The organism is uncultured Zoogloea sp. (genome assembly GCF_937894855.1).
Lineage (GTDB): Bacteria > Pseudomonadota > Gammaproteobacteria > Burkholderiales > Rhodocyclaceae > Zoogloea > Zoogloea oryzae.
In genome coordinates, this window is the sequence record NZ_CALAYQ010000056.1 from 1 (window position 1) to 22990 (window position 22990).

24 protein-coding genes and 1 pseudogene are annotated in these 22990 nt (G+C 65.8%); 21 read left to right on the forward strand and 4 right to left on the reverse strand.

Annotation, left to right across the window (positions count from 1 at the left end):
- Positions 1–66 precede the first annotated feature (66 nt).
- From Q0672_RS07490 to Q0672_RS07505, 4 genes and pseudogenes are all read left to right on the forward strand, one after another.
- Positions 67–141 (forward strand): annotated as a pseudogene (locus Q0672_RS07490) (deaminase); the annotation flags it as partial.
- A 94-nt stretch (positions 142–235) separates the two neighbouring features.
- Positions 236–1678: an amino acid permease gene (locus Q0672_RS07495; protein WP_298621268.1), complete on the forward strand. Its 1443-nt coding sequence runs from the start codon at positions 236–238 to the stop codon at positions 1676–1678.
- A 12-nt stretch (positions 1679–1690) separates the two neighbouring features.
- The gene (gene alr / locus Q0672_RS07500) at positions 1691–2866 is read left to right on the forward strand and encodes an alanine racemase (protein WP_298621270.1); all 1176 of its coding nucleotides are present in this window, start codon (positions 1691–1693) and stop codon (positions 2864–2866) included.
- A gap of 342 nt (positions 2867–3208) precedes the next feature.
- Positions 3209–3907 carry an EF-hand domain-containing protein gene (locus Q0672_RS07505; RefSeq protein ID WP_298621272.1) on the forward strand — a complete coding sequence of 233 codons (699 nt, stop codon included), beginning with the start codon at positions 3209–3211 and terminating at the stop codon, positions 3905–3907.
- Positions 3908–3976: 69 nt separating this feature from the next.
- Here the strand turns inward: Q0672_RS07505 and Q0672_RS07510 are convergent, their stop codons facing one another.
- Both Q0672_RS07510 and miaA read right to left on the reverse strand, forming a co-directional pair.
- Positions 3977–4195: a hypothetical protein gene (locus Q0672_RS07510; protein WP_298621274.1), complete on the reverse strand. Its 219-nt coding sequence runs from the start codon at positions 4193–4195 to the stop codon at positions 3977–3979.
- Between the two features lie 291 nt (positions 4196–4486).
- On the reverse strand, positions 4487–5443 hold the full coding sequence (gene miaA / locus Q0672_RS07515; protein WP_298621277.1) for a tRNA (adenosine(37)-N6)-dimethylallyltransferase MiaA: 957 nt from the start codon (positions 5441–5443) through the stop codon (positions 4487–4489).
- 47 nt (positions 5444–5490) lie between these two features.
- On the opposite strand from miaA, the gene Q0672_RS07520 reads away from it, so the two are divergent.
- The 12 genes from Q0672_RS07520 to Q0672_RS07575 all read left to right on the forward strand — a co-directional run bounded on the left by Q0672_RS07520 (position 5491) and on the right by Q0672_RS07575 (position 16420).
- Positions 5491–6402 (forward strand): TraB/GumN family protein, encoded by a 912-nt coding sequence (locus tag Q0672_RS07520; protein ID WP_298621279.1) that lies wholly within the window; start codon positions 5491–5493, stop codon positions 6400–6402.
- A 21-nt stretch (positions 6403–6423) separates the two neighbouring features.
- Positions 6424–7284: a toll/interleukin-1 receptor domain-containing protein gene (locus tag Q0672_RS07525; protein ID WP_298621282.1), complete on the forward strand. Its 861-nt coding sequence runs from the start codon at positions 6424–6426 to the stop codon at positions 7282–7284.
- Positions 7284–8006, forward strand: a complete 723-nt coding sequence (locus Q0672_RS07530; RefSeq protein WP_298621284.1) for an N-acetylmuramoyl-L-alanine amidase — start codon at positions 7284–7286, stop codon at positions 8004–8006. The genes Q0672_RS07525 and Q0672_RS07530 overlap by 1 nt, the downstream gene beginning before the upstream one ends.
- A 218-nt stretch (positions 8007–8224) precedes the next feature.
- On the forward strand, positions 8225–8968 hold the full coding sequence (locus Q0672_RS07535) for an EI24 domain-containing protein (protein WP_298621286.1): 744 nt from the start codon (positions 8225–8227) through the stop codon (positions 8966–8968).
- Positions 8969–8970: 2 nt separating this feature from the next.
- Positions 8971–9744: a molybdopterin-binding protein gene (locus tag Q0672_RS07540; protein ID WP_298621289.1), complete on the forward strand. Its 774-nt coding sequence runs from the start codon at positions 8971–8973 to the stop codon at positions 9742–9744.
- A gap of 4 nt (positions 9745–9748) precedes the next feature.
- Complete coding sequence (locus tag Q0672_RS07545; RefSeq protein ID WP_298621291.1) at positions 9749–10120, forward strand: hypothetical protein; 372 nt, start codon at positions 9749–9751, stop codon at positions 10118–10120.
- 55 nt (positions 10121–10175) lie between these two features.
- Complete coding sequence (locus Q0672_RS07550; RefSeq protein WP_153160472.1) at positions 10176–10721, forward strand: hypothetical protein; 546 nt, start codon at positions 10176–10178, stop codon at positions 10719–10721.
- Positions 10722–10905: 184 nt separating this feature from the next.
- Positions 10906–11781 carry an alpha/beta fold hydrolase gene (locus Q0672_RS07555; RefSeq protein WP_298621296.1) on the forward strand — a complete coding sequence of 292 codons (876 nt, stop codon included), beginning with the start codon at positions 10906–10908 and terminating at the stop codon, positions 11779–11781.
- A gap of 296 nt (positions 11782–12077) precedes the next feature.
- On the forward strand, positions 12078–13685 hold the full coding sequence (locus Q0672_RS07560) for a tetrathionate reductase family octaheme c-type cytochrome (RefSeq protein WP_298621299.1): 1608 nt from the start codon (positions 12078–12080) through the stop codon (positions 13683–13685).
- A 15-nt stretch (positions 13686–13700) separates the two neighbouring features.
- On the forward strand, positions 13701–14291 hold the full coding sequence (locus Q0672_RS07565) for a cytochrome b/b6 domain-containing protein (protein ID WP_298621302.1): 591 nt from the start codon (positions 13701–13703) through the stop codon (positions 14289–14291).
- Positions 14292–14321: 30 nt separating this feature from the next.
- Positions 14322–16061: a DUF3373 family protein gene (locus Q0672_RS07570; protein ID WP_153160469.1), complete on the forward strand. Its 1740-nt coding sequence runs from the start codon at positions 14322–14324 to the stop codon at positions 16059–16061.
- 35 nt (positions 16062–16096) lie between these two features.
- Complete coding sequence (locus tag Q0672_RS07575) at positions 16097–16420, forward strand: hypothetical protein (RefSeq protein ID WP_298621307.1); 324 nt, start codon at positions 16097–16099, stop codon at positions 16418–16420.
- Positions 16421–16548: 128 nt separating this feature from the next.
- Here the strand turns inward: Q0672_RS07575 and Q0672_RS07580 are convergent, their stop codons facing one another.
- Positions 16549–17442, reverse strand: coding sequence for a DMT family transporter (locus tag Q0672_RS07580; RefSeq protein WP_298621309.1), 894 nt, complete (start codon positions 17440–17442; stop codon positions 16549–16551).
- A 19-nt stretch (positions 17443–17461) separates the two neighbouring features.
- The gene (locus Q0672_RS07585) at positions 17462–17779 is read right to left on the reverse strand and encodes a chorismate mutase (protein ID WP_298621312.1); all 318 of its coding nucleotides are present in this window, start codon (positions 17777–17779) and stop codon (positions 17462–17464) included.
- 260 nt (positions 17780–18039) lie between these two features.
- Between Q0672_RS07585 and Q0672_RS07590 the strand changes: the two genes are divergently transcribed.
- From Q0672_RS07590 to Q0672_RS07610, 5 genes are all read left to right on the forward strand, one after another.
- Positions 18040–18504 carry an NUDIX domain-containing protein gene (locus Q0672_RS07590; protein WP_298621315.1) on the forward strand — a complete coding sequence of 155 codons (465 nt, stop codon included), beginning with the start codon at positions 18040–18042 and terminating at the stop codon, positions 18502–18504.
- 492 nt (positions 18505–18996) lie between these two features.
- A complete protein-coding gene (locus Q0672_RS07595) occupies positions 18997–19590 on the forward strand; it encodes an HD family hydrolase (RefSeq protein ID WP_298621318.1) in 594 nt (197 codons plus the stop codon).
- Between the two features lie 147 nt (positions 19591–19737).
- Entirely contained in the window at positions 19738–20073 is a 336-nt protein-coding gene (locus tag Q0672_RS07600) for a hypothetical protein (RefSeq protein WP_298621321.1), read from the forward strand.
- Positions 20074–20099: 26 nt separating this feature from the next.
- Entirely contained in the window at positions 20100–20585 is a 486-nt protein-coding gene (locus Q0672_RS07605; protein ID WP_298621324.1) for a GNAT family N-acetyltransferase, read from the forward strand.
- A gap of 170 nt (positions 20586–20755) precedes the next feature.
- On the forward strand, positions 20756–22951 hold the full coding sequence (locus Q0672_RS07610; RefSeq protein ID WP_298621326.1) for an OsmC domain/YcaO domain-containing protein: 2196 nt from the start codon (positions 20756–20758) through the stop codon (positions 22949–22951).
- The last annotated feature ends 39 nt before the right edge of the window (positions 22952–22990 follow it).

Here is a 22990-nt window from a genome sequence, read left to right on the forward strand (position 1 = left end):
CCGTGAACGTTATTTGGGCTCGGGCAATGCTATTAGGGTAGCTGCGGCAGCCCTGACACGCCGGCCCGTTCCACCGTCGAGGTCGCGCGGTTGCCGCGGGACGTGAAGGTGGAAATCGAAGTGGTGGCCCGGCTGGCCTGATTGCTTTTCCCATCATCCGTCCGGTGGCGGGCGCACCTGCCCATGCCGGATTGACAGCCCGCTCACACCCGGGCGGCAATGAAAGGATCTTGTCATGACAGATGTAAAAGCAATGCTGGCCGAGGAGGCCGCCCACGAGGCGCGTGATCTCCATCGGGGCCTCAAGGATCGGCACATTCAGATGATTGCCCTCGGGGGAGCGATCGGCGTCGGCCTGTCCCTTGGGGCGGGGCGCGCGATCTCGGTGGCCGGGCCGGGCCTGCTGCTGAGTTACGCGGTGGGCGGGCTGATCATCTTCTTCATCATGCGGGCACTCGGCGAGCTGCTGCTGTACCGCCCGGTGGCCGGCTCATTCGCCTCCTACGCGGAGGAGTTCATCGGCCCCTTCGCCGGCTTTGCCACCGGCTGGTCGTACTGGTTCACCTGGGTGACCATCGGCATGGCCGAGATCACCGCGGTGGCGGTGTACGTGAATTACTGGTTTCCGGACGTGCCCCAGTGGATACCGGCGCTCGTCACCCTTGCCGTGCTGTATTCGGCCAACCGGATCTCGGTGGCGCTGTTCGGCGAGCTGGAGTTCTGGTTCGCGCTGATCAAGGTGGTCACCATCGTCGGGATGATCCTCGTCGGTCTGGCGATCATCTGTTTCGACATCACCCCGCTGGGCAAGACGGCCAGCTTCTCCAACCTGTGGAGCCACGGCGGTTTCATGCCCTTCGGCATCCTCGGCGTGGTGATGACCCTGCAGATCGTGATGTTCGCCTACCAGGGCGTCGAGCTGATCGGCGTGACGGCCGGCGAGGCCCAGAACCCCGAGCGCGTGCTGCCCAGCGCCACCAACAGCATCATCTGGCGGATTCTCGCCTTCTACGTGGGCGCGCTGGTCATCATGATGGCGCTGGTGCCGTGGAGCGAGCTGCGGCCGGGCGTCAGCCCCTTCGTGTTCGTGTTTGAACGCATCGGCATCCCCGGCGCCGCCGGCCTCATCAACTTCGTGGTCATCACCGCGGCGGCCTCGTCGTGCAACAGCGGCATCTTCAGCACCGGGCGCATGCTCTACACGCTGGCCCAGTTCCGCCAGGCGCCCCAGGCCCTCGGCCGGGTGAATCGCCACCACCTGCCGGCCAACGCCATCACCCTGTCCACCCTGGTGATGAGCATCGGTGTGGTGCTCAACTATCTGGTGCCCGAGCAGGTCTTCGTATGGGTGACCAGCATCTCGCTCATCGGCGCCTTGTGGACCTGGACGATCATCGTCCTCGCCCACCTCGGCTACCGCCGGGCCGTGGCGGCCGGCACCGTCAAGGCGGTGTCCTTCCGGATGCCCGGCGCGCCGTACATGAACTGGGTCGTGGTGGCCTTCATGGTGGCCGTGTGCGGGCTCCTGGCCCTCGACCCCAGCACCCGCGTGGCGCTCTACGTGGCGCCGGTGTGGTTCGCCCTGCTGGGCATCGGCTATCGCCTCTGCGCCACCGGCACCGGGGCTTCCGCCCCTAAAGCGGTGCCTGTCCGGCTCCAACCCGAATCCGAATCCTGAAAGACCCCAAGCATGATCGACTCGAACGTGACCAAGGCCGGCGCCGTGCTGACCATTGATCTCGATGCCCTGTGCGACAACTGGCGCCTGCTCCGGCGCCAGGCCGAGGGCGCCGAATGCGCCGCCGTCGTCAAGGCCGACGCCTACGGCCTCGGTGCCGAACGCGCCGCCGTCGTCAAGGCCGACGCCTACGGCCTCGGTGCCGAACGCGTGGCTCCGGCCCTGTATCGCGCCGGTTGCCGCAGCTTCTTCGTGGCCCACCTGACCGAAGGCATCCGCCTGCGTGCCGTGCTGCCCGACCAGACCGCGATGATCTACGTGCTGCACGGCCCGCACCCCGGCTCGGAGCGGGACTTCGTGCGCAGCCGGCTGGTGCCGGTGCTCAACAGCCTGCCCCAGGTGAAGGCCTGGCAGACCCTCGCCCAGTGGGAGGAAGGCGTGCTCCCCGCCGTGCTGCAGGTGGATACAGGCATGGCCCGGCTCGGGCTGAGCGAGGACGAGTTCGCCAGCCTGATCGCGCATCCGGCCCTGCTCGAAGGGTTGGCCCTGCAGTTCGTGATGAGCCATCTGGTGAGCGCCGAAGCGCAGCACGACCCGGTCAATCGCCGGCAGCTGGCGCGCTTCGAGGCGGCGCTGGCGCAGCTGCCGGGGATGCGGGGCAGCCTCGCCAACTCGTCGGGAATCTTCTTGGGTGGCGAATATCACTTCGGGCTGGTCCGCCCGGGCGCCGCGCTGTACGGCGTCGCCCCGGTGGCCGGGCAGGCCAACCCCATGCGGCCGGTGATCCGCCTGCAGGGCAAGGTGCTGCAGACCCGGCGCGTCGATGCGGGCACCGCGGTGGGTTACGGCCACAGCTGGATGGCCTGCCGCCCGTCGCGGCTTGCTACCGTTGCCGTAGGCTATGCGGACGGCTATCTGCGCAGCCTGAGCAACCGCGGCCTCGCCCGCTACGAAGACGTCCCGCTGCCGCTGGTGGGCAAGGTGTCGATGGACACGATCATCGTGGATGTCACCGACGTGCCCGAAGCGCGCATCGTCGAGGGTGCCTTCGTCGATCTTGCCGACCCCATCAACGGCGTCGACGCCGTCGCTGAACGGGCCGGCACCATCGGCTACGAGATCCTCACCAGCCTCGGGCGGCGCTACGCGCGCCAGTACATCGAAGGCGGCCGCATCCAGCCGGATTGATGCCTTGCGGCCCGGGGTGGCCTTGTGGCGCCGCCCCGGGCCGGAACTTTCTGCCGTTTTCCGTGATGCCCACCGGATTTCACGCCACCCGCCGCCCCCGACCCCTGCCGTTCCGGCAATCAGCAGCGGAAACCTGCCGGCAGCTTTTGCCCGGGGCGACGTTTTCCGCGCGGGGCAAGGCCCGCGGGGCGGCGTGCAGACCAATGTCTTAACCCGACTTTACCTCCCTTAACCCGATCCGCCACCAAGCGGGGGCGGGATTGGGCCGCTATCTTGCTAAGAACCGGGTGCAGGCGCAGGCCGCCCGGAGTGATTCCGGCAACACAGGGGAAAGGAAAGATCATGGTCAGCAGCATCAGCGGTTACAGCAGCGCATCGGCGATGGCGATGACGCGCCCCGACCCGAGCCAGATGGCGAGCAAGCTGTTCTCCAGACTGGATGCCAAGGGGCAGGGCTTCATCGAGCAGAGTGATCTGCAGTCGGCGTTCAGCCAGGTGTTTGGCAACGCCTCGTCGTCCCAGGCGAACGACGCCAGCAGCCAGCTCTTCAGTGCGCTGGATGGCGACAGCAACGGCAAGGTGACGGAAAGCGAGTTCTCCAGCGGCATGCAGAAGCTCGCCGAGGCGCTGGATAGCCAGGCCTTCAGCAGCCGCATGGGTGGCGCGGGCGGAATGCCGCCTCCACCCCCGCCGCCGGGTGGCGGTGAGGACGACGCGGGCTTCACCCAGGACGAGTTGCAGAGTCAGCTGGACGAGATCGGCAGCACCGACAGCAAGCGCTCGTCGCTGATCTCCAGCGTTGTCGAAAACTTCGACAAGGCCGACACCAACGGCGACGGCAATGTGAGCGCCACCGAGGCGATGGCCTACGAGCAATCCACCCAGAGCAGCACCTCGGGCAACTCGACCAGCACCGGCAGCGCCAGCTCGTCGAGCCAGACCGACGCCATGCTCGCCCAGCGGCTGATGGAGCTGATTCGCGCCTACGGTGGCGATTCGACCACGTCGGCGGCGAGCGGCGTGCTGTCGGTGTCGGCCTGATCGGGGCGTTTCCCGTCGGGTGGGCTTCAGCTCAACCTACGGGGGGCATTTTGCCGCAGGCCGTCGCGGTCACCTGCAGGGCGTGACGCAGGGGGGCGCAACCGCCGCAATCCCTTGCCGAGGGCGGCTTTCGGGCCGTTTCCGGCGCCCTCTGCGCTCCTCTGATGCGAGTTCCGGCAAGTTCCGCTCGACATCAGGCAACCCTTGCCCGACGTCGGGCAATTTTTGCTCGATCTCGGGCAAGCCCTGCTCGACGTCGTTCAATGACTGCCGGATGTCGAGCAGCATTTGCTCGACGTCGAGCGACCTTTGCCCGATGTCGGGCAGCGATTGCTCGATGTCGAGTAGTGATTGCTCGATGTCGGTCGGAGATTGCTCGATGTCGATCAGGGATTGCCCGACGTCGTGCAGTGTGTGCTCGATGTCGTGCAGGCATTGCCGGATGTCGGGCAGCAGGTGGCTGAGGGCAGGGAGTGGCCGCAGGCTGTCGCGCGTGGCTTGCCGGGCGATGCGGGAGCCGATGGGGAGGTGGCGGGGCGACTGGCCCCCTGCCGTGCTGATGGCGTTGTTGCGGTCGATTCAGCCCAGCCCACGGGCGACGATCTCCCACACCTGCGCTTCCATATCTGGCGCGAGGCAATCCACCTCGGTCAGATCGCCCCAGTTCTCGCGGAAGTTGCGTTGCCAGGTGATCTGGCGTTTGGCGAGCTGGCGGGTGGCGAAGACGCCCTTGTCGCGGAAGCTGCGCATGTCGCACTGGCCGTCCAGAAATTCCAGGGCCTGGCGGTAGCCAACGCAGCGCATCGACGGCAGGTTGGGGTCGAGCTGGTAGTGGCGGCGCAGGCGGATCACCTCATCCACGAAGCCGGCCAGCAGCATGGTGTCGAAACGGCGTTCGATGCGGGCGTGGAGCACGGCCCGGTCGCTCGGAGCCAGGGCGATGGGGATGAAACGGTGGGTCTCTTCTGCGTCGTCGCGCCTGGCGTAGCTGTCGGCCAGCGGGCGGCCGGTGAGGCGGACGATCTCCAGCGCGCGCTGGATGCGCTGGGCGTCGTTGGGCTTGAGGCGGGCAGCGGCGTCCGGGTCGAGGGCGGCGAGCTGGGCGTGCAGCGCCGGCCAGCCGTCGCGGGCGGCGGCGTCTTCGATGTCCTTGCGCAGCTGCGGCTCGGCTTCGGGCAGCTCGGAGAGGCCCTCGCGCAGGGCCTTGTAATAGAGCATCGTGCCGCCCACCAGCAGCGGCACCTTGCCGCGGGCGGTGATCTCGCCCATCAGCCGGCGCGCGTCCTCGCAGAAGCGGGCGGCGGAGTACGCCTCTTCGGGGCTCACGATGTCGATGAGATGGTGCGGGCAGGCGGCCTGCTCGTCCGCGCTGGGCTTGGCGGTGCCGATGTCCATGTCGCGATACACGAGGGCCGAATCGACGCTGATGATCTCGACCGGCAGGCGCCGCGCGAGGGCCAGGGCGCAGGCGGTCTTGCCGCTGGCGGTGGGGCCGAGTAACAGGATGGCGGGCGGAAGCGGCGTGGTTTCGGGCATGATTCGGGCCTTGGCAATCGCGCATTGTAGCGGGTGGAGAAATTCGGTTGAACGCATCGGGCTGGAGTCGGATCGGGCGGGCGCTGCTGGCGGGCGCCCTGCTGCTGTGGGCGGGGCTGGCGGCGGCGAAGGGGCCGCTGTTCCTGTGGGAGCTGCGCGACGGCGAGGGCACGCTTCGCGCCTGGCTGTACGGCACGATCCACGTGTGCGACGCGACCTGCTTTCCGCTGCCGGCGGATGTGCGCGCGGCCTTTGCCGGCGCCGACAGCCTGGCGCTGGAGCTCGATCCGGATGACCCGGGCCTCACCCGGCTGCTGATGCAGGCGGCGCGGCTGCCGGCCGGCGAGCGGCTCGACGACATCCTGCCGCCCGCGCTGCGGCCCCGCGTGGCGTTGGCGATGGATCGGCTGGGCCTGCCCCAGGCGGTGCTCCAGGGCATGCAGCCGTGGATGGTGAGCACGCTCCTCACCCTCAAGGCGGCCGAGCGGGCCGGCTACGGGGCAGGGCAGGGGATCGATCTCTCGCTGGCCCGCGACGCCCGCGCCCGGGGCATCGAACTCTGGGCGCTGGAGCGGGTCGAGCAACAGGTGGCGGCGCTCTCGGCCGGCGGCGACAAGGCCCAGGTGGCCTACCTGACCGAGGTCGTCTCGCTGATCGAGGACGCCGCCGCGCCGGAATACTTTGCAGCGATGCTGCATGCCTGGCGCACCGGCGACGTGGCCGAGATCGACCGCATCCTGCGCGAGGAATCCGGCGGGCCCGACGCCGCGCCGCTGCTCGAGGCGCTGCTCGATGCGCGCAACGTGGAGATGGCCGAGGCCATCGAGCGCGGCCTCAAGCCCGGCCGCCGGCCCTTCATCGCGGTGGGCGCGGGGCACATCGGCGGCAAGGGCGGGCTGCTGGAAATCCTTGCCGCGCGGGGTTACGCGCTGCGGCAGGTGCACGATGCCAACGACTGACACCCACCACGCGGAGCAGGCATGACCGACATCTTCATCAGCTACGCCAGCGAGGACCGGGAGCGCGCCCGGCAGTTTGCCTCTGCCTTCGAGGCGCGGGGCTGGGCGGTGTGGTGGGATCGGCGGATCGTGCCGGGCCAGGCTTTCGATTCAGCCATCGAGCAGGCGCTGGAGGCGGCGAAGTGCGTGGTGGTGCTGTGGTCGCCGGATTCGGCGGCCTCGGAATGGGTGAAGAACGAAGCCGCCGTGGGCGCCGAGCGGGGCGTGCTGGTGCCGGCGATGATCGTGCCGGTCAAGCTGCCGCTGGAGTTCCGCCGCAAGCAGACGGCGGATCTGACCGACTGGCGCGGGGCGGCGGATCACCCGGGCTTTGCGTCGCTGTGCGAGGCGGTGGAGCCGCTGCTGGGTGAAGCGCCCTGTGCGCCGGTGGCGCCGCCTACGCTGCCGGCACCGGCTGGCGGCCGGCGGCTGCCGCTGCTGGCTGCGCTGGCGGTGGTGTTGGCGGGTGGGGTGTTCTGGGGCGTGTCCCAGCGGGCCGTGCCGCCCGTGGCCCTGGTGCCGGCGCCGCAAAGTGCGTCGGCGGGCGAGGGCGAGTGGTCGGCGGCGCGTATCGCTGGCGTGTATCGCGGTGCGGTGGTGGCGGATTCGAAGGGCGGATCCCGCAATGGGGTGTCGGTGACCGTCGAGTTCGTCGACCGTTACACGGTACGGCTCACGTCCGACTACCCGCGCATTCCGGCGGTGACGGTGCGGGTGAGCCAGGTCGGGGATCGCGTGCTCGCCGATGGTGGCGATACCGCGCTGGTGGTGGACCCGACCCGGACGCCCCAGCGTCTCGACTACTCGCCCCACGGCGAATTGAGTTTCAGTGGAGTGCGTTGATGAACAGGATGTGTGAAAGCGCGCTGGCGGTCTGCCTCGCGCTGGCGGGCTGCGCGGCTGTTGCGGCGGGCCCGGTGGCGGTGGATGTCGGCCACTTCCTCGAGAAGCCCGGCGCCACCAGCGCCTACGGGGTGACCGAGTTTGAGTACAACCAGAACCTCGCGGCGGTGATTGCCACCCGGCTGGAGGCCGACGGCGTGCCGGTGCGGCTGATCGGTTACAAGGGCGAGATGGCCGACCTGTACGCCCGTGCGCCCCAGGCCGAGGCGGCGGGCGGGCAGTTCTTCCTGTCGGTGCATCACGATTCGGTGAAGGCCGAGTACCAGCAGACGTGGCTGGTGGACGGCAAGGAGCAGCGCTATTCCGAATACGCCCGGGGCTTCTCGCTGTTCGTGTCACGCAAGAACCCGCGGTTGGCCGAAAGCCTGGCCTGCGCGAGCAGCATCGGCGCCGCGCTGCGGGCGGCGGGCCTCAAGCCCACGCCCCATCACGCCGAGGCCGCCGGCATCGGCCGCCCGTGGGCCGACGAAACCAACGGCGTGTATTACTACGACAACCTGGTGGTGCTGAAGACATCCACGGTGCCCGCGGTGCTGCTGGAGGCCGGGGTGATCGTGCATCCGGCCGAGGCGATCGAGCTGGCCACGCCGGAACGCCGTGCCCTCACCGCCAATGCAGTGACCAAGGGCCTGCGCACCTGCGGGGTGACCGCCGGCCGCTGATCGGCGAAAATGCGGGGGCTTCCGGTTTTGCGGTGCTTGTCGTGCCGGATCAAGATTCGGCCATGCGGCGCGGCCGGTCACGATGCTGTCGGGCTACGCTCCTGCAGGTCGGACTTCAGTCCGACACGTCCGCCTGGATCAAGCCTCGTTGTCGGACTGAAGTCCGACCTACAAAAATACCTGCACAGTCCGATTGACCTGACATCCTTGCTCCAACCATGAAGACGATCCTCTTGTCCTACTTCTCCGCCGCCCGCAGCCTGGGCCGGCCGGGCATTCTGTGGCACCTGATGTGGCCGACGCTGGCCGCCAGCATCATCTGGACGGGCCTCTTGGTGACGAGCTGGGGTTCGCTGGTGGCGTTGGGCAGCAGCCTCATCACCGGGATGCCGCTGGTGGGCGACTGGCTGGCCTCGTCCGAGGGCGCGCTGATGGTGGCGCTGCTGATGTTCAAGATCGGGCTGGTGGTGCTGGCGCTGCCGGTGATCTACGTGACCGCGGCCTTCCTGGTGGCGGCGGTGGCGCTGCCGCTGATGCTGGAGCGTGTCGCCGCCAGCGATTACGCCGATATCGCCCGCCGCAGCGGCGGCAGCCAGATCGGCAGCGTCTGGAACGCGCTCACCTCGGTGATCCAGTTTCTGGTGCTGCTGGTGCTGAGCCTGCCCCTGTGGCTGATCCCCGGCGCCGGGCTGCTGATTTCGCTGATCCTCACCGCCTGGCTCAACCAGCGCGCCTTCCGCTACGACGCGCTGATGGCCCACGCCGACACCCACGAGATGAAAGCCCTGCCGGCCCAGCACTCCAGCGGGCTGTTCGGCGTGGGGCTGGTGGGCGCGGCGATGGCGCACCTGCCGCTCATCAACCTGTTTGCGCCGGCGCTTTCCGGGCTGGCCTTCGTGCATTACCTGCTGTCGGCCCTGCGCGTGGCGCGCAGCCGCGAAAACATCATCGAGGTGAACTGAACATGGCTGCGGATTCCACGCCGGCTTTCGGCGCAATCATCATCGGCGACGAGATCCTCTCCGGTCGTCGCGAGGACAAGCACTTTGGCAAGGTGGTCGAGCTGCTCAAGGCCCGCGGCCTGCGGCTGACCTCGTCGCGCCACGTGGGCGACGAGCGCCCGCGGCTGGTGCAGACGCTGAAGGAGAGCTTCGCCAGCGGCGACATCGTGTTCAGCTTCGGAGGCATCGGCGCCACCCCCGACGACCACACCCGCCAGGCCGCAGCCGAGGCCCTGGGCCTGCCCCTGGCCCTGCACCCCGAGGCCGAAGCCGAGATCCGCGCCCGCTTTGGTGACGAGACCACGCCCCAGCGCCTGCAGATGGGCGTGTATCCGCTGGGCGCCGAGATCATCCCCAACCCCTACAACCGCATCCCCGGCTTCTCCATCGCCAACCATTACTTCGTGCCCGGCTTTCCGGTGATGGCGTGGCCGATGGTCGAATGGGTGCTGGATCAGCGCCTCGCGCACCTGCACCACAAGGTGGATTACGTCGAGCGCTCGGTGATCGCCTGGGAGGCGCTGGAGGGCAAGCTCATCGACCTGATGGAAGCCATCACCGCGGACTTTCCCGATGCCACCCTGTTCAGCCTGCCCAGCGTGGGCGGCGACGGTGTGCCGCGCCACATCGAGCTGGGCATGAAGGGCCCGGTGGCCAGCGTGGAGGCCGCGATGGCCCGCATCACCGACGAACTCACCCGGCGCGGTTACGCTTGGGAGCCCCGCGCCAACCTGTAACGCCATGAGCGCCGGGCCATCATCCACCTACCGCGATTTTCCCGGCCGGCGCTGGCTGGGGGTGCTGCTGCGTGCGGCCCACCTGGCCGGCGTGGTGGGCGTGGGGGCCGGGCTGCTTGCCGGCACGCAGGCGCACGGTTTCCTGATCCTGATGGTCGCCTCGGGCGTGGCGATGGCGGCGCTCGATGCGTGGTCCAACGCCCTGTGGCTCAAGGAATTTGCCGGGCTCTCGCTGCTGGTCAAGTTCGTGCTGATCGGCATCTTCGTCGTGGATGAAGCGGCCCGCCCCGCGTTGTTCTGGCTGATCCTCGTCTTCTCGGTGGTGTTCGCCCACGCCCCGGCCAGTTTCCGTCATCGGCGGGTGTCACGTAACTGAAGTTTTCATTTCATATACTCGCGCCCCGTATCAGATGGCAGCACGAGGGCGCGCAATGGGAAACGACTGGATTCTGGCCAAGACCGTGGCCGGGGTGGAGGAGATCGCAACCCGCACTAGACGGGTTCCGCCGCGCCTTCGGACGATGCTGATTCTCGTGGACGGCCGGCGCAGCGTGGCCGAGCTGATCGACGCCGCCGCCGGCCTGGGCGACGTGCGCCAGGCGCTTGAAACGCTCCACGACGAAGGCTTCGTGATCCGTGTCGGCGGCCCGCGGCCGGTGGCGGCGGTGGCGAGCCGCGCCTCGGCGCAGGTGGATGCCCGCAGCCGGCCGGCGCCTGCACCCGTGCCGGATCAACCGGCCAAAGCACCGCGTCAGCGGCGATCCCTCGCCTTGGCGAGGCTGTACCTCCTCAACGCCATGGAGCAGAGCCTGCGCCACGGCGACCAGCCGGTGCGCGACCACCTGCGCAACGCCACCTCCCGCGCCCAGCTGGTGCTGGCCTTCGAGATGTGCCAGGAAATCGCCGACGAGCTCGGCGTGCGCCACATCGACACCATCGGCAAGAACTTCTACGAGATGCTGCCCGACGAGGGCTGACCGCCTTCGGCTGTGCAAGCAGTGGACATTCCGCCCGCCCGGGATGCATCGGCACGCCCGCCTGTGCTGTACTGCCCGGCCGGGCCGCGTGCCGTGTCCATCGCGCCGCGCCGGCCCCCGACCCCACAACAATAAGTCGCGACCGGCCCCGCCGCCGGCCTGCGTCACGCCGAAAGGAAACAGGATGACGACCGCCGCGCCCACCCCCGCCCTGACCGAAGCCGAAACCAGCAAGTTCGTCCGCATCACCGAGGGCGACCTCGACCTGCAACTGCACTACAACGACTGCGGCAGCGGCGCCGAGACGGTGGTGATGCTCCACGGCTCCGGCCCCGGCGCCAGCGGCTGGGCCAACTTCAACCGCAACATCGAGCCGCTGGTCGCTGCCGGCTACCGGGTGATCCTGATGGACTGCCCGGGCTGGAGCAAGAGCGATCCGATCGTGTGCACCGGCTCCCGCTCCGAGCTCAACGCGCGCTGCCTCAAGGGCCTGCTCGATGCGCTGGGCCTCGACAAGGTGCACATCATCGGCAACTCCATGGGCGGCCACAGTGCGGTGGCCTTCGCGTTGTTCAACCCCGGCCGCGTCGGCAAGCTCGTGCTGATGGGCGGTGGCACCGGCGGCCCCAGCCAGTTCGTGCCCATGCCCACCGAAGGCATCAAGCTGCTGCAGGGCCTGTACCGCGACCCGACCATCGAGAACCTCAAGAAGATGATGGCGGTGTTCGTCTTCGACACCAGCAGCCTCACCGACGCGCTGTACCAGGCCCGCCTCGACAACATGATGGCCCGCAAGGATCACCTGGAGAACTTCGTCAAGAGCCTCGCCGCCAACCCCAAGCAGTTCCCCGATTACGGCCCGCGCCTGGGCGAGATCAGCGCCCCGACGCTGGTCATCTGGGGCCGCGACGACCGCTTTGTGCCGATGGACGTAGGCCTGCGCCTGCTGTGGGGCATGCCCAACGCCGAGCTGCACATCTTCAACCGCTGCGGGCACTGGGCCCAGTGGGAGCATGCGGACAAGTTCAACCGGATGGTGGTGGATTTTCTGGCCCACTGACCCTTTTCCGTCTTACCGGCAGATGAAAGGCCGCGCCCGGTGCGCGGCCTTTTGTCGTTCGGGGCGAGCGCTTTTGCTTCGGTGAAATCCACCACGCTCCGGGATGTCTGGTCGCGGCAAAAACCGGCCCGGCAACAAGGCGCCGCGACATCGTTGCCGGCAACGTGTGTTTTAACCGTGATCTCATCGTGGGTATTGACGAATATCAATATTCGAATATTAGAAAGTTCTTAGATTGCACTTGTGCTGTTTTGCCGTGCACCACTTCAGTCGGTTGATTCGCAAGAGGGGGGCGTATGCAAGTGCTCAAGCAACTTTTATTCGCGCTGTCGATGGCTACGCTGATGGGAGGGACTGCCCATGCGGCGGCCGATCAGAAGGCGGGGGCGGCCACTGCGGCGCTGCTCAAGTCCACGGCGGATCACAGCAAGTTCAAGGAACTCCAGCGACCGTTCCAGTCTGGCCCGGAAGTCACCAAGGCCTGCCTGACGTGTCACACGGAAGCCGCCAAGCAGGTTCACCAGACCCAGCACTGGAAGTGGGAATACGTGAATCCCGGCACCGGGCAGACGCTCGGCAAGCGACATGTGATCAACAATTTCTGCACCTCGGTATCGTCCAACTACAAGGCCTGTGCCAGTTGCCACATCGGCTACGGGATGGAGGACGGCAGCAAGTTCGACTTCGCCTCCCAGGAGAACGTCGATTGTCTGGTGTGCCACGACGCCACCGGCAAATACAAGAAGCCTTCCGGCTTTGCCGGCAACCCGGTGACCAAGGACACCGAGTTTCCCCCTGGCTCCGGCAAGATCATCCGCGGCATCGATCTGCAGGCCATCGCCCAGAAGGTCGGCAAGACCCGTCGTGAAACCTGCGGCGCGTGCCATTTTTATGGCGGCGGCGGCGACGCCGTGAAGCACGGCGATCTGGACAGCTCCCTCGAACAGCCCGACAAGGCGCTCGACGTGCACATGGACGCCGAGGGCAACAACTTCACCTGCGCCACCTGTCACAAGACCGACGGCCACCAGGTGCCCGGCAGCCGCTATGCGCCCACCGCCATGGACAAGGGCGGCGCCCACATGCGCGGCAAGGCCGACAGCAGTAACCCGGCCACCTGCCAGGCCTGCCACGGCCAGGCGCCCCACGGCATGGCCAAGCTCAACGACCACACCGACAAGGTGGCCTGCCAGACCTGTCACATCCCTGCCTTCGCGCGGGGCGACATGCCCACCAAGATGTCCTGGGACTGGTCCACCTCCGGCAAGCGCGACGCCAAGGGCAAGCCGCTGGTCATCACCAACGACGACGGCCACATCACCTACAACGGCATCAAGGGCGATTTCGTGCTCGAAGAGAACGTCCGCCCCGAGTACATGTGGTTCAACGGCTCGGTGAAATACACCCTGCTCGGTGACGACATCGACAAGAGCCGCCAGCCGATCGCCATCAACACCTTTGAAGGCGGGCCGGACGATGGCAAGTCGATGATCTGGCCAGTCAAGGTGTTCCGTGGCAAGCAGCCTTTCGATCCGGTCAATCGTTCCCTCGTGGTGGCCCATCTGGCCGGCGAGGACGACACCGCCTACTGGAAGAACATGGACTGGCAGAAGGCCATCACCGCGGGCATGGCCATGGTGGGCAAGCCCTACTCGGGCAAGGTGGATTTCATCGAGACGGTGGCGATGTGGCCGATCACCCACATGGTCGCCCCCAAGGAGAAGGCCCTGGCCTGCACCGAATGTCACGCCCGCGGCGGACGCCTCGAGAAGATAGAGGGCATCTACATCCCCGGCCGGGGTGGCAACCGCATCGTCGATACGGTGGGTTGGCTGGCTGCGGCGGCACTCCTTGCCGGCGTGCTGGTGCATGGCCTCATCCGCTTCGTCAATCGCAAGCACTGACCGGGAGACGGGATCATGGGACGCGTCTATATCTTCACCCGCTTCGAGCGCCTGTGGCACTGGATTCAGGCGGTGCTCATCATCGGCATGCTGATCACCGGCTTCGAGATCCACGGCAGCTATCACCTGCTCGGTTTCGAGCAGGCCCACCGGGTGCACACCACCGCCGTGTGGGCCTTCATCGGGCTGTGGGTGTTTGCCATGTTCTGGCACCTCACCACCGGTGAGTGGCGGCAATACATCCCCACGATGAAGAACATCGACAAGATCGTCCGCTTCTATTCGGTGGGGATCTTCAAGGGCGAGCCTCACCCCTTCAAGCCGACCCGGGAGCGCAAGCACAACCCCATGCAGGCCCAGACCTACCTGGGCGTGACCGTGGTGGTGACGCCGCTGATCTGGCTCTCGGGGCTGGCCTATCTCTTCTACAACGAGCTGGGTGCCGCAGGTTTCCGCGTCGACCTCGGGACGATCGCCACCGTGCACACGGTGGGCGCCTTCCTGATGCTGGCCTTCCTGATCGGGCACATCTACCTCGGCACCACCGGCCACACGCCAATGGCCCACTTCCGGGCGATGGTCACCGGCTGGGACGACGATCACTGATTCAAACAACGCAGCTTACAGGGAGTTGTCATGCAAACCCGTCATGTCAGAACCTTGATCGGCGTCCTGGTGGCAGGGCTGTTCCTGCCCTTCCAGGCCCAGGCCGAAACCAACGCCGAACTGCTCAAGCGGATCGAAGCCCTCTCCCAGGAACTCACCCGCCTCAAGAGCCAGGTGGAAGCCAACAACGCCGCCACCACCGCCAACCGCCAGGCCACTGAAGAGCTGAAGGAGAAGGTGGTCAAGGCCGAGGACAAATCCTCCGAGCGCTGGCTCACCATCGGCGGTGATTACCAGTTCCGTGTCGATAGCCTGTGGGGCGAGACCAAGCCCTTCACCGATGTGAGCGCCACCTTCGCCAACGCCCAGGCCCAGCTCCAGGCCAACTTCTTCGCCAACCCCACGCCCGCCAATGGCGCCGCGCTGGCGGGGCTGATGCGGTTTGCTTCCGACATGTCCGGCGTGCGCACCTACCAGCAGGCCCAGAGCTTCATGGGCGCCAATGCCGGCATGATGGGTGCGCTGGGCAGCTTCGGCGTCCCGGTGGCGGCCTACAAGCCCCGCAACGACACCCTCTACACCAACCGCTTCGGGCTCGATCTCGTCGCCAAGGCCACCCAGGACGTGACCGTCAACGCCCGGCTGGTGATGTACAAGACCTTCGGCGCCGGCGACGACGATGCCGTGACCAACGGCGGATCGGCCCCGTACTTCGCCGATCGCGTGGGCGTCTTCGACGGCACCCTCGGCCACATCCCGTCGAGCAGCTATCTCAACGTCGACCGGGCCTTTGCCACCGTCAGCAACATCGCCGACCAGGACATCTGGTTCTCGGTGGGCCGTCGCCCGTCCACCCATGGTGCCCCGAGCAACCTGCGCCTCAATGCCCCGCGCCCCGGCAACGGCGGCACGCCCTCGCTGCTGGTGGACTACGCCTTCGACGGCATGACCGTCGGCTGGGCGCCCGACATCGACGGCCTGCCCGGCGCCTACGGCAAGATCTGCTACGGCCGCGGCTTTGAAAGCGGCTTCCGGTCCACCCCCGGCAACTCGCTGCAGGATACCGACATGCTCGGCGTGGCCCTGATCCCCATCGACACCGACCCCCTGAGGGTGTGGCTGCAATGGAACCGGGGCTTCAAGATCTTCGACGCCCCCAAGATGCAGGACACCTACTTCGGCAACACCATGCCCAAGGTCAACCTGGGTGACATCGACTGGTACGGCATGGGCGCCATGGGCACCATCAAGCAGGTGGGCGTGGGCGATCTCAACTACTTCGCTGATCTGGGCATGAGCGTCACCCATCCCAACGACAACGTCTCGGCGCAGTTCGGCTTCCAGGGGCTGCTCACCGGCGGCTTCTTCAGCCCCGAAGCCGCCCGCGACAAGACCGGCACCGCCATTGCCCTGGGCGTGCGTTACGACCTGCCCTCCAGGACCAAGCTCGGTTTTGAGTACAACCACGGCTCCAAGAACTGGATCACCTTTGCCCCGGCGGCCACCGACATGTGGACATCCAAGGTGGGCACCCGCGGCAACGTCTATGAGCTCTACCTGATCCAGGAACTCAACAGCCGGCCGATCTCGTCCTATCTTGCGAAGAGCTTCGTTCGCCTTGGCTTCCAGTACTACGACTTCCAGTACACCGGCAGCAACAACTGGGTTGGCGCTCCCGTGAAGATGTCCGACGTGAACGGCCAGATGATGACCACCACGCCGCTCGACAACGCCTACAACGCCTACGCCACCTTCGAAGTGAAATTCTGAGGGCATGAAGCCCCGCTGATTAAAGGAACCCAACCATGCGCAAGCTCATCTCCAACCTGATGCTCTCCGTGGCCGTCGTGATTTCGGCCGCCTCCTTCAGCGCTCCGGCCGTGGCCGACGACGTGAAGATGGTCGGTGTCATCACCAAGATCAAGCTGGCCGCCGACGGCAAGTCGGCCGTCGCCATCCTCAAGGACAACAAGTCCGGGGACAGCGTCACCATCAACATCAACGACGATCTCACCCTCGACAAGTTCAAGGACAAGCGCATCGTCGAAGGTGACGAGATCCGCGCCAAGTACGACAACGCGGGCGGCAAGAACGAGAGTAAGTCGTTCAAGAAGACCGCCGGCTGCTGACGCCCATCCCGCCCGCTGTCGGGCACATCGGGGCGGCTCCCTGAGCGGAACCGCCCCGTTTTCGTGCACCGCCCGCGGAGTGCCGGGGCATCGCCGGCCCGGCGAGGGTCGGCTCCGCGCCCACGCCCCTAAGCCCGCACCCGCAAGCGCTGGATCACCCGCCACGCGGTGTGCTGGTGCATCGCCAGTCCGGCGAGGATCAAGCCCGTTCCTGCGGCAACTCTCGGGCCGATCACCTCACCGTTGAGCCAGTGGCCCAGCATCAGCGCCAGCACCGGCGTGATGAGGGTGATGAGCGCCACCTTCGACGCCTCCAGGTGGCGTACCACGTAGAAGTACAGCGCAAAGCCCACCGCCGAGCCGAACACGCCCAGATAGGCGATGGCGCCGCCGGCGCGCAGCGGCATCGCGTGGGGCAGGGTGCCGTCGGTCGCGAGCCACAGCAGCGCAAACAGCGGCAGCGCCACGATGATCGAGCCGATGGTGGTGGCGAGTGGCGGGCTGTCGTCGCCGATGCGCTTCATCCCCACAAGACTGGCGGATGACGCAAGCACCGCGCCCAGCAGCGCACAGACACCGGCAGCCTCGTTGCTGCCTGCGCTCGCGCCGTCGTGCAGGAAGATCAGCGCCAGACCAGCGGCGCTCAGCAGCATCCCGCCAATCTTGATGGGGGTGAGATTGCGTTCGCCCAGCCAGCGGGTGGCAAACACGCCGGCCACCAGCGGCGACAGACCGAACAGCACCGAGATCAGCCCGGAGCCCACATGACGGGCGCCCCAATAGGTGAGCGCCATGGTGCCGAACAGGCCGAGCCCGCCTACCAGATAAGCGCGGCGGGCGCGGGCGTGAAGGGGAATCGGATGGCGCCCGAGGCGCAGGAGGAGGGTGGCAACGGCAACCCCGATCAGCATGCGGGCGAGCACGGCAAAGGCAAAACCGGTGCCTTCGGTGCTCCAGCGGACAGCCAGCGGGGTGGTGGACCAGATGAGGATGATCGAAGCGTAAGCGAATGGAACAGACATGGGTGTGACTCCTGCGGGATCAATCGGGGTGTTGGGGCGCGGGTGGGTGCAAGCGGGCACGGGCGGCGCGCTCGATCTCGATGAAGGCGCCAATCATGGCGCGCCAGGTGGCCTCGACCACCTGCGGGTCGGCGCCCAGCTCCACGGCCAGCCCATTCACGCGGGCAAGCACCTGAGTCACCCGATCGGGCGCGGCGACTTCGGCATCGCTGCGCTTGAAGCCGGCGGCCTGGGCCACACAGGCGCCGCGCTCGGCGATCAGGGCCACCAGCTGGCGGTCGATGGCGTCGATACGCAGGCGCACATCGGCGAGGGAGGTGAAGACGGGATACGACATGGCAGGCTCCTTTCAGGGGCGTAAAAAACACAAAGGCCGCGGTCTGTGAGAACCGCGGCCTTTCGGAAAAATCAGGGAATGGAGAGGTTTTAGTCCATTCCGGGCCACGGACGCACGACAGCGCGCCATGCACGCAGGGCACGGCGGCAAATCAGGGCGTAAGTGGCGGATGTGAATTGCATCCGGTTATATTGGGGGCGGATGGCGCACCGCGTCAAGCGGGCCACCGGCCTGCCGCGGCAGAGCCCGGAGTGCTACAGGTGGAATCGCAGCAAGGTTTTGTCGAATTGGTGGGGGCGCTGCCCCTGGTGTCGGTGGATCTGGTGCTGGTGCGCGGCGGGTGCGACATCCTGCTCGGCCTGCGCACCAACCGCCCGGCGCAGGGAAGCTGGTTCGTGCCCGGCGGGCGCATCCTCAAGGACGAAAGGCGCGCCGACGCCCTCACGCGGGTGGCCCGCCGCGAGCTGGGCATCGACGACATCCACGCGCTGGCGCCATCCTTCCTCGGCCCCTTCGAACACTTCTACCCGGATTGCTTTGCCGGCGACATCGGCGTGACCACCCACTATGTGGTGCTCGCCCACCGCATCGATGTCCCCGCAGATTTTGACGTGCAAGGCATCGACGACCAGCACGAATCCCTGCGCTGGTGGCCGATTGCCGAAGCCACGGCGAGCGCCGACGTGCATTGCTACACGCGGGATTACCTGCCGCTGCTAGGCTAAGCCCCTGCGCAACAGGCATTCCCGCACCCCCAACTGCCTTGAACACAAAATTACTGACACCCCCAACCCTGTAGGTCGGACTTTAGTCCGACAAGAGCGATGCAGGATTCTGTCGGACTGAAGTCCGACCTACAGGGTGGTGAATCCTTCTCGCAGCCCTGCGATTGCTTCACGCAGGCGTGAGATTGCTTCTCGCACCCTTGATATTGCTTCTCGCAGCCTTGAGATTGCCACTCGCAGGCGTGAGATTGCTTCAATCAGGCGTGAGATTGCTTCAATCAGACGTGAGATTGCCTCTCGCAGCCCTGAGATTGGTTCTCGCAGGCGTGCGAATGCTTCTCTCAGCGGTGTACATGCTTCTCGCAGTGCTGCGCGAAGGGGTGGCGTCCATTGCCGGCAGCCCGGCTGTGCCATCCGAAGCCCCGGCGGCAAGGCGGGCAGGGCGGGTCTGCTAGACTTTCCCATCCCCCATCCCAGAGAGAACGCAGCAAAGTGACCCCGTCCACCCTCGAAAGGCAACTGGCCTTTCTCAAGGAAATCGACCGGCTCAAGAGCATCGTGCGCCTGTCGCCGCTGATCGATCGCTCGCGCCGCGAGAACAGCGCCGAGCATTCATGGCATCTGGCGATGTACGCCCTGGTGCTGGCCGAGCATGCCGCCGGAACGGTGGATGTGCAGCGCGTCGTGAAGATGCTGCTGATCCACGACATCGTCGAGATCGACGCCGGGGATGTTCCTTTCCACGTGCCGGCAACCCATGCGGGGCAGGACGAGCGTGAACGCCTCGCCGCCGAACGCCTCTTCGGCCTGCTGCCCGACGCCCAGGCGGCCGAATTCCGCGAACTATGGTTCGAGTTCGAAGCCGCCGAGAGCGACGACGCCAGATTCGCCAAAGCCCTCGACCGCTTCCAGCCCATGCTGCACAACGCCGCCACCGATGGCGGCACCTGGGTCGAATGCGACGTGACGCTGGAGCAGATCACCGCCCGCTGCCAGCCCCCCATCGAACGCGGCGCACCGGCGCTGTGGAAGGCCGCACTGGGGATGGCCGAGGCGCATTACCGCAAGGGATCGGGGCAGGGGTGAGCGGCGTTTGTGGTGGGCCGGTTGAGGAAGTGCGATCGGCCAATCCCTGACCTTGGCTGCGCTTGTCCGTGGCGGGCACGCTGCGTTGGACTTGCGCTGAAGTCTTGCGTCAAATCCGTCGCCCGAAAACAAAGTTGAGCATCATCGATGATGAGTCTTTTTCTTGAAGTCATTCTCCTGGTCGTGCTGCCCGCGCTCTATGCGTCAGGCGTTTCGTGGGCTTTGTGGCCCGGTTTTTCCAGGCCGTGGCTTTTTGCTTTCTCGTCTGTGGCATTGCTTTACTTCTTGTATTTTATTGTTTTCTATTTCGGCGCTCCGTCCGGCGTCGGCTTCGTCCTTGAGGTGCCGTATCACGGTGAGCCATCCCGTCAGGCTTTTCTTGTATTCCTTGAGCCGTACGTCAAACCCATGCTTCTGTTTTCCATGCTATCGGTTCCGCTATTGGGGCTTCTGATTAAAGTGTTTCGCAAAAAGGCTGCCTGATGGGGAAAACGACCGAGATACGCGCCATGCGCGCCGAAGACCTTGCCGCGGTGCTCGAAATTCAATCGTGCTGCTACGACGCAGCGAAGCTGGAATCGCGCGAATCGTTTCTTGCCAAGCTGGAGGCCTCCCCGGCCACATGCTTCATCGCCACCGTGGCTGAAGTTCCGGTTGGCTATCTTGTGGCGATACCGGCCGAGGAGGGCAGTCCGCCATCCCTGAATGAGCCAACCTATGTGCCGCCACCGGCAGCCAATGCGCTGTACCTGCATGACCTGGCCGTGCACCCGAGGGCGCGAGGTTCTGGCGCGGCGGCTGCGCTCGTCGCAGCGTATTTCCATACGCTCAGGCAGTCGCAGGCGCGGTTTGGCTGCCTGACCGCGGTCAATCAGTCGAGTACGTATTGGGAACGCCACGGTTTCCGATCAACCTCGGTGGCCGACCCAGAGGCGGGGTGCATGGACACCTACGGAGAAGGCGCGCAGTACATGAGCTTGCGCGTGAGTGTCTGAAGTTCGAGTGGGTCGGGTTGGCGCAGCGTAGCCCGACATCTCGTGCGGAGCTGCACGATGAGTCGGGTCCGTTGCGGGCGCTGTGCCGTGCCGATAAACCCGCGTTTCGCGGTGCAAAACCGGTGATAATGGCGGCCAATTTGTTTTGAGCGCCGCGTCAGGATTCCCCTATGGAAATTAAGGTCAATTTTCTCGACAAGCTTCGTCTGGAAGCCAAGTTCGATGATTTCACGGTGGTGGCCGATCAGCCCATCCGATATAAGGGCGATGGCTCGGCGCCGGGGCCGTTTGATTATTTTCTGGCGTCGTCGGCGCTGTGTGCGGCTTACTTCGTGAAGCTGTATTGCAATACGCGCGATATTCCGACGGACAACATCCGCCTGTCCCAGAACAATATTGTCGATCCGGAGAATCGCTACAAGCAGATCTTCAAGATTCAGGTCGAATTGCCGGAAGATATCTCCGACAAGGACCGCCAGGGCATCCTGCGCTCCATCGAGCGCTGCACGGTCAAGAAGGTGGTGCAGACCGGGCCGGAGTTCGTGATCGAGGAAGTTGAGAATCTCGATGCCGATGCACAGGCCTTGCTGACGCTGAATCCCGATTCGGATGCAAGCACCTATATCGTGGGCAAGGATCTGCCGCTGGAGCAGACCATTGCCAACATGTCGGCGGTGCTGGCGGGGTTGGGCATCAAGATCGAGATTGCGTCGTGGCGCAATCTGGTGCCCAACGTGTGGTCGCTGCATATCCGCGATGCGCATTCTCCGATGTGCTTTACCAATGGCAAGGGTGCGAGCAAGGAAAGTGCGCTGGCGTCGGCCCTGGGTGAATACATCGAGCGGCTGAGCTGCAATCACTTCTATAACGATCAATACTGGGGCGAGGAATTCGCCAACGCGCCGTTCGTGCATTATCCGGATGAGCGCTGGTTCAAGCCGGGCCGCAAGGATGCGCTGCCCAAAGAGATCCTCGATGAATACTGTCTGGGAATATACGATCCCGATGGCGAATTGCGCGGCTCGCATCTGTACGACACCAACTCGGGCAATACGCAGCGCGGCATCTGTTCGCTGCCCTATGTGCGTCAGTCGGACGGTGAGGTGGTGTATTTCCCGTCCAACCTGATCGACAACCTGTTCCTCAGCAATGGCATGAGCGCCGGCAATACGCTGGCCGAAGCGCAGGTGCAATGCCTGTCGGAAATCTTCGAGCGGGCAGTGAAGCGCGAGATTCTGGAGGGCGAGATGGCGCTGCCCGACGTGCCGCACGAAGTGCTCGCAAAGTACCCGGGCATTCTGGCCGGCATCGACGAGCTGGAAAAGCAGGGGTTTCCGGTGCTGGTAAAGGATGCGTCGCTGGGCGGGCGGTTCCCGGTGATGTGCGTCACCCTGATGAATCCGCGTACGGGTGGCGTGTTCGCTTCGTTCGGGGCTCACCCGAGCCTGGAGGTGGCGCTGGAGCGCAGCCTCACCGAGCTGCTGCAGGGGCGCAGTTTTGAAGGCCTGAACGATCTGCCGCGGCCCACCTTCGAGAGCAACGCCGTCACCGAGCCGAACAATTTCGTTGAGCATTTCATCGACTCCAGTGGCGTGGTGTCGTGGCGCTTCTTCAGTGCCAGGGCCGATCACGAATTTGTCGAGTGGGATTTCTCCGGCAAGGGTGAGAACTCGAATGCAGAGGAAGCCGCGGCCTTGTTCGGCATTCTCGAAGGGATGGGCAAGGAAGTTTACATGGCGGTGTATGACCAGCTCGGCGCAACGGCCTGTCGCATCCTGGTGCCGGATTATTCCGAGATCTATCCGGTGGAAGATCTGATCTGGGATAACACCAACAAGGCGCTGGCCTTCCGCGCCGATATCCTCAACCTCCATCGCCTCGACGACGACGCCCTGGAGGCGCTGCTTGAACGCCTCGAAGACAGCGAGCTCGACGATTACACCGACATCATCACCCTGATCGGCATCGAGTTTGACGAGAATACCGTCTGGGGGCAGCTGACGATTCTGGAATTGAAGCTGCTGATCAATCTTGCCCTGCAGCAGTTTGAAGCGGCGAAGGAGCAGGTGGAGGCCTTCCTGCAATACAACGAGAACACCGTCGAGCGCGGCTTGTTCTATCAGGCCGTGAACGTGGTGCTGGAGGTGGTGCTGGACGACGAGCTGGAGCTGGACGATTACGAGGCCAATTTCCGCCGGATGTTCGGCGACGAGCGGATGGATGCGGCGATGGGGTCGGTGGACGGCAGCGTGCGCTTCTTTGGTCTCACGCCCACGAGCCTGAAACTGGAAGGCCTCGACCGCCACCAGCGCCTGATCGACAGCTACCGCAAGCTGCACACGGCCCGGGCCCGGCTGGCGGCGTAGCGCGACCGGGGTTGCGGATCACGCTGCAAGTTCGGGCTG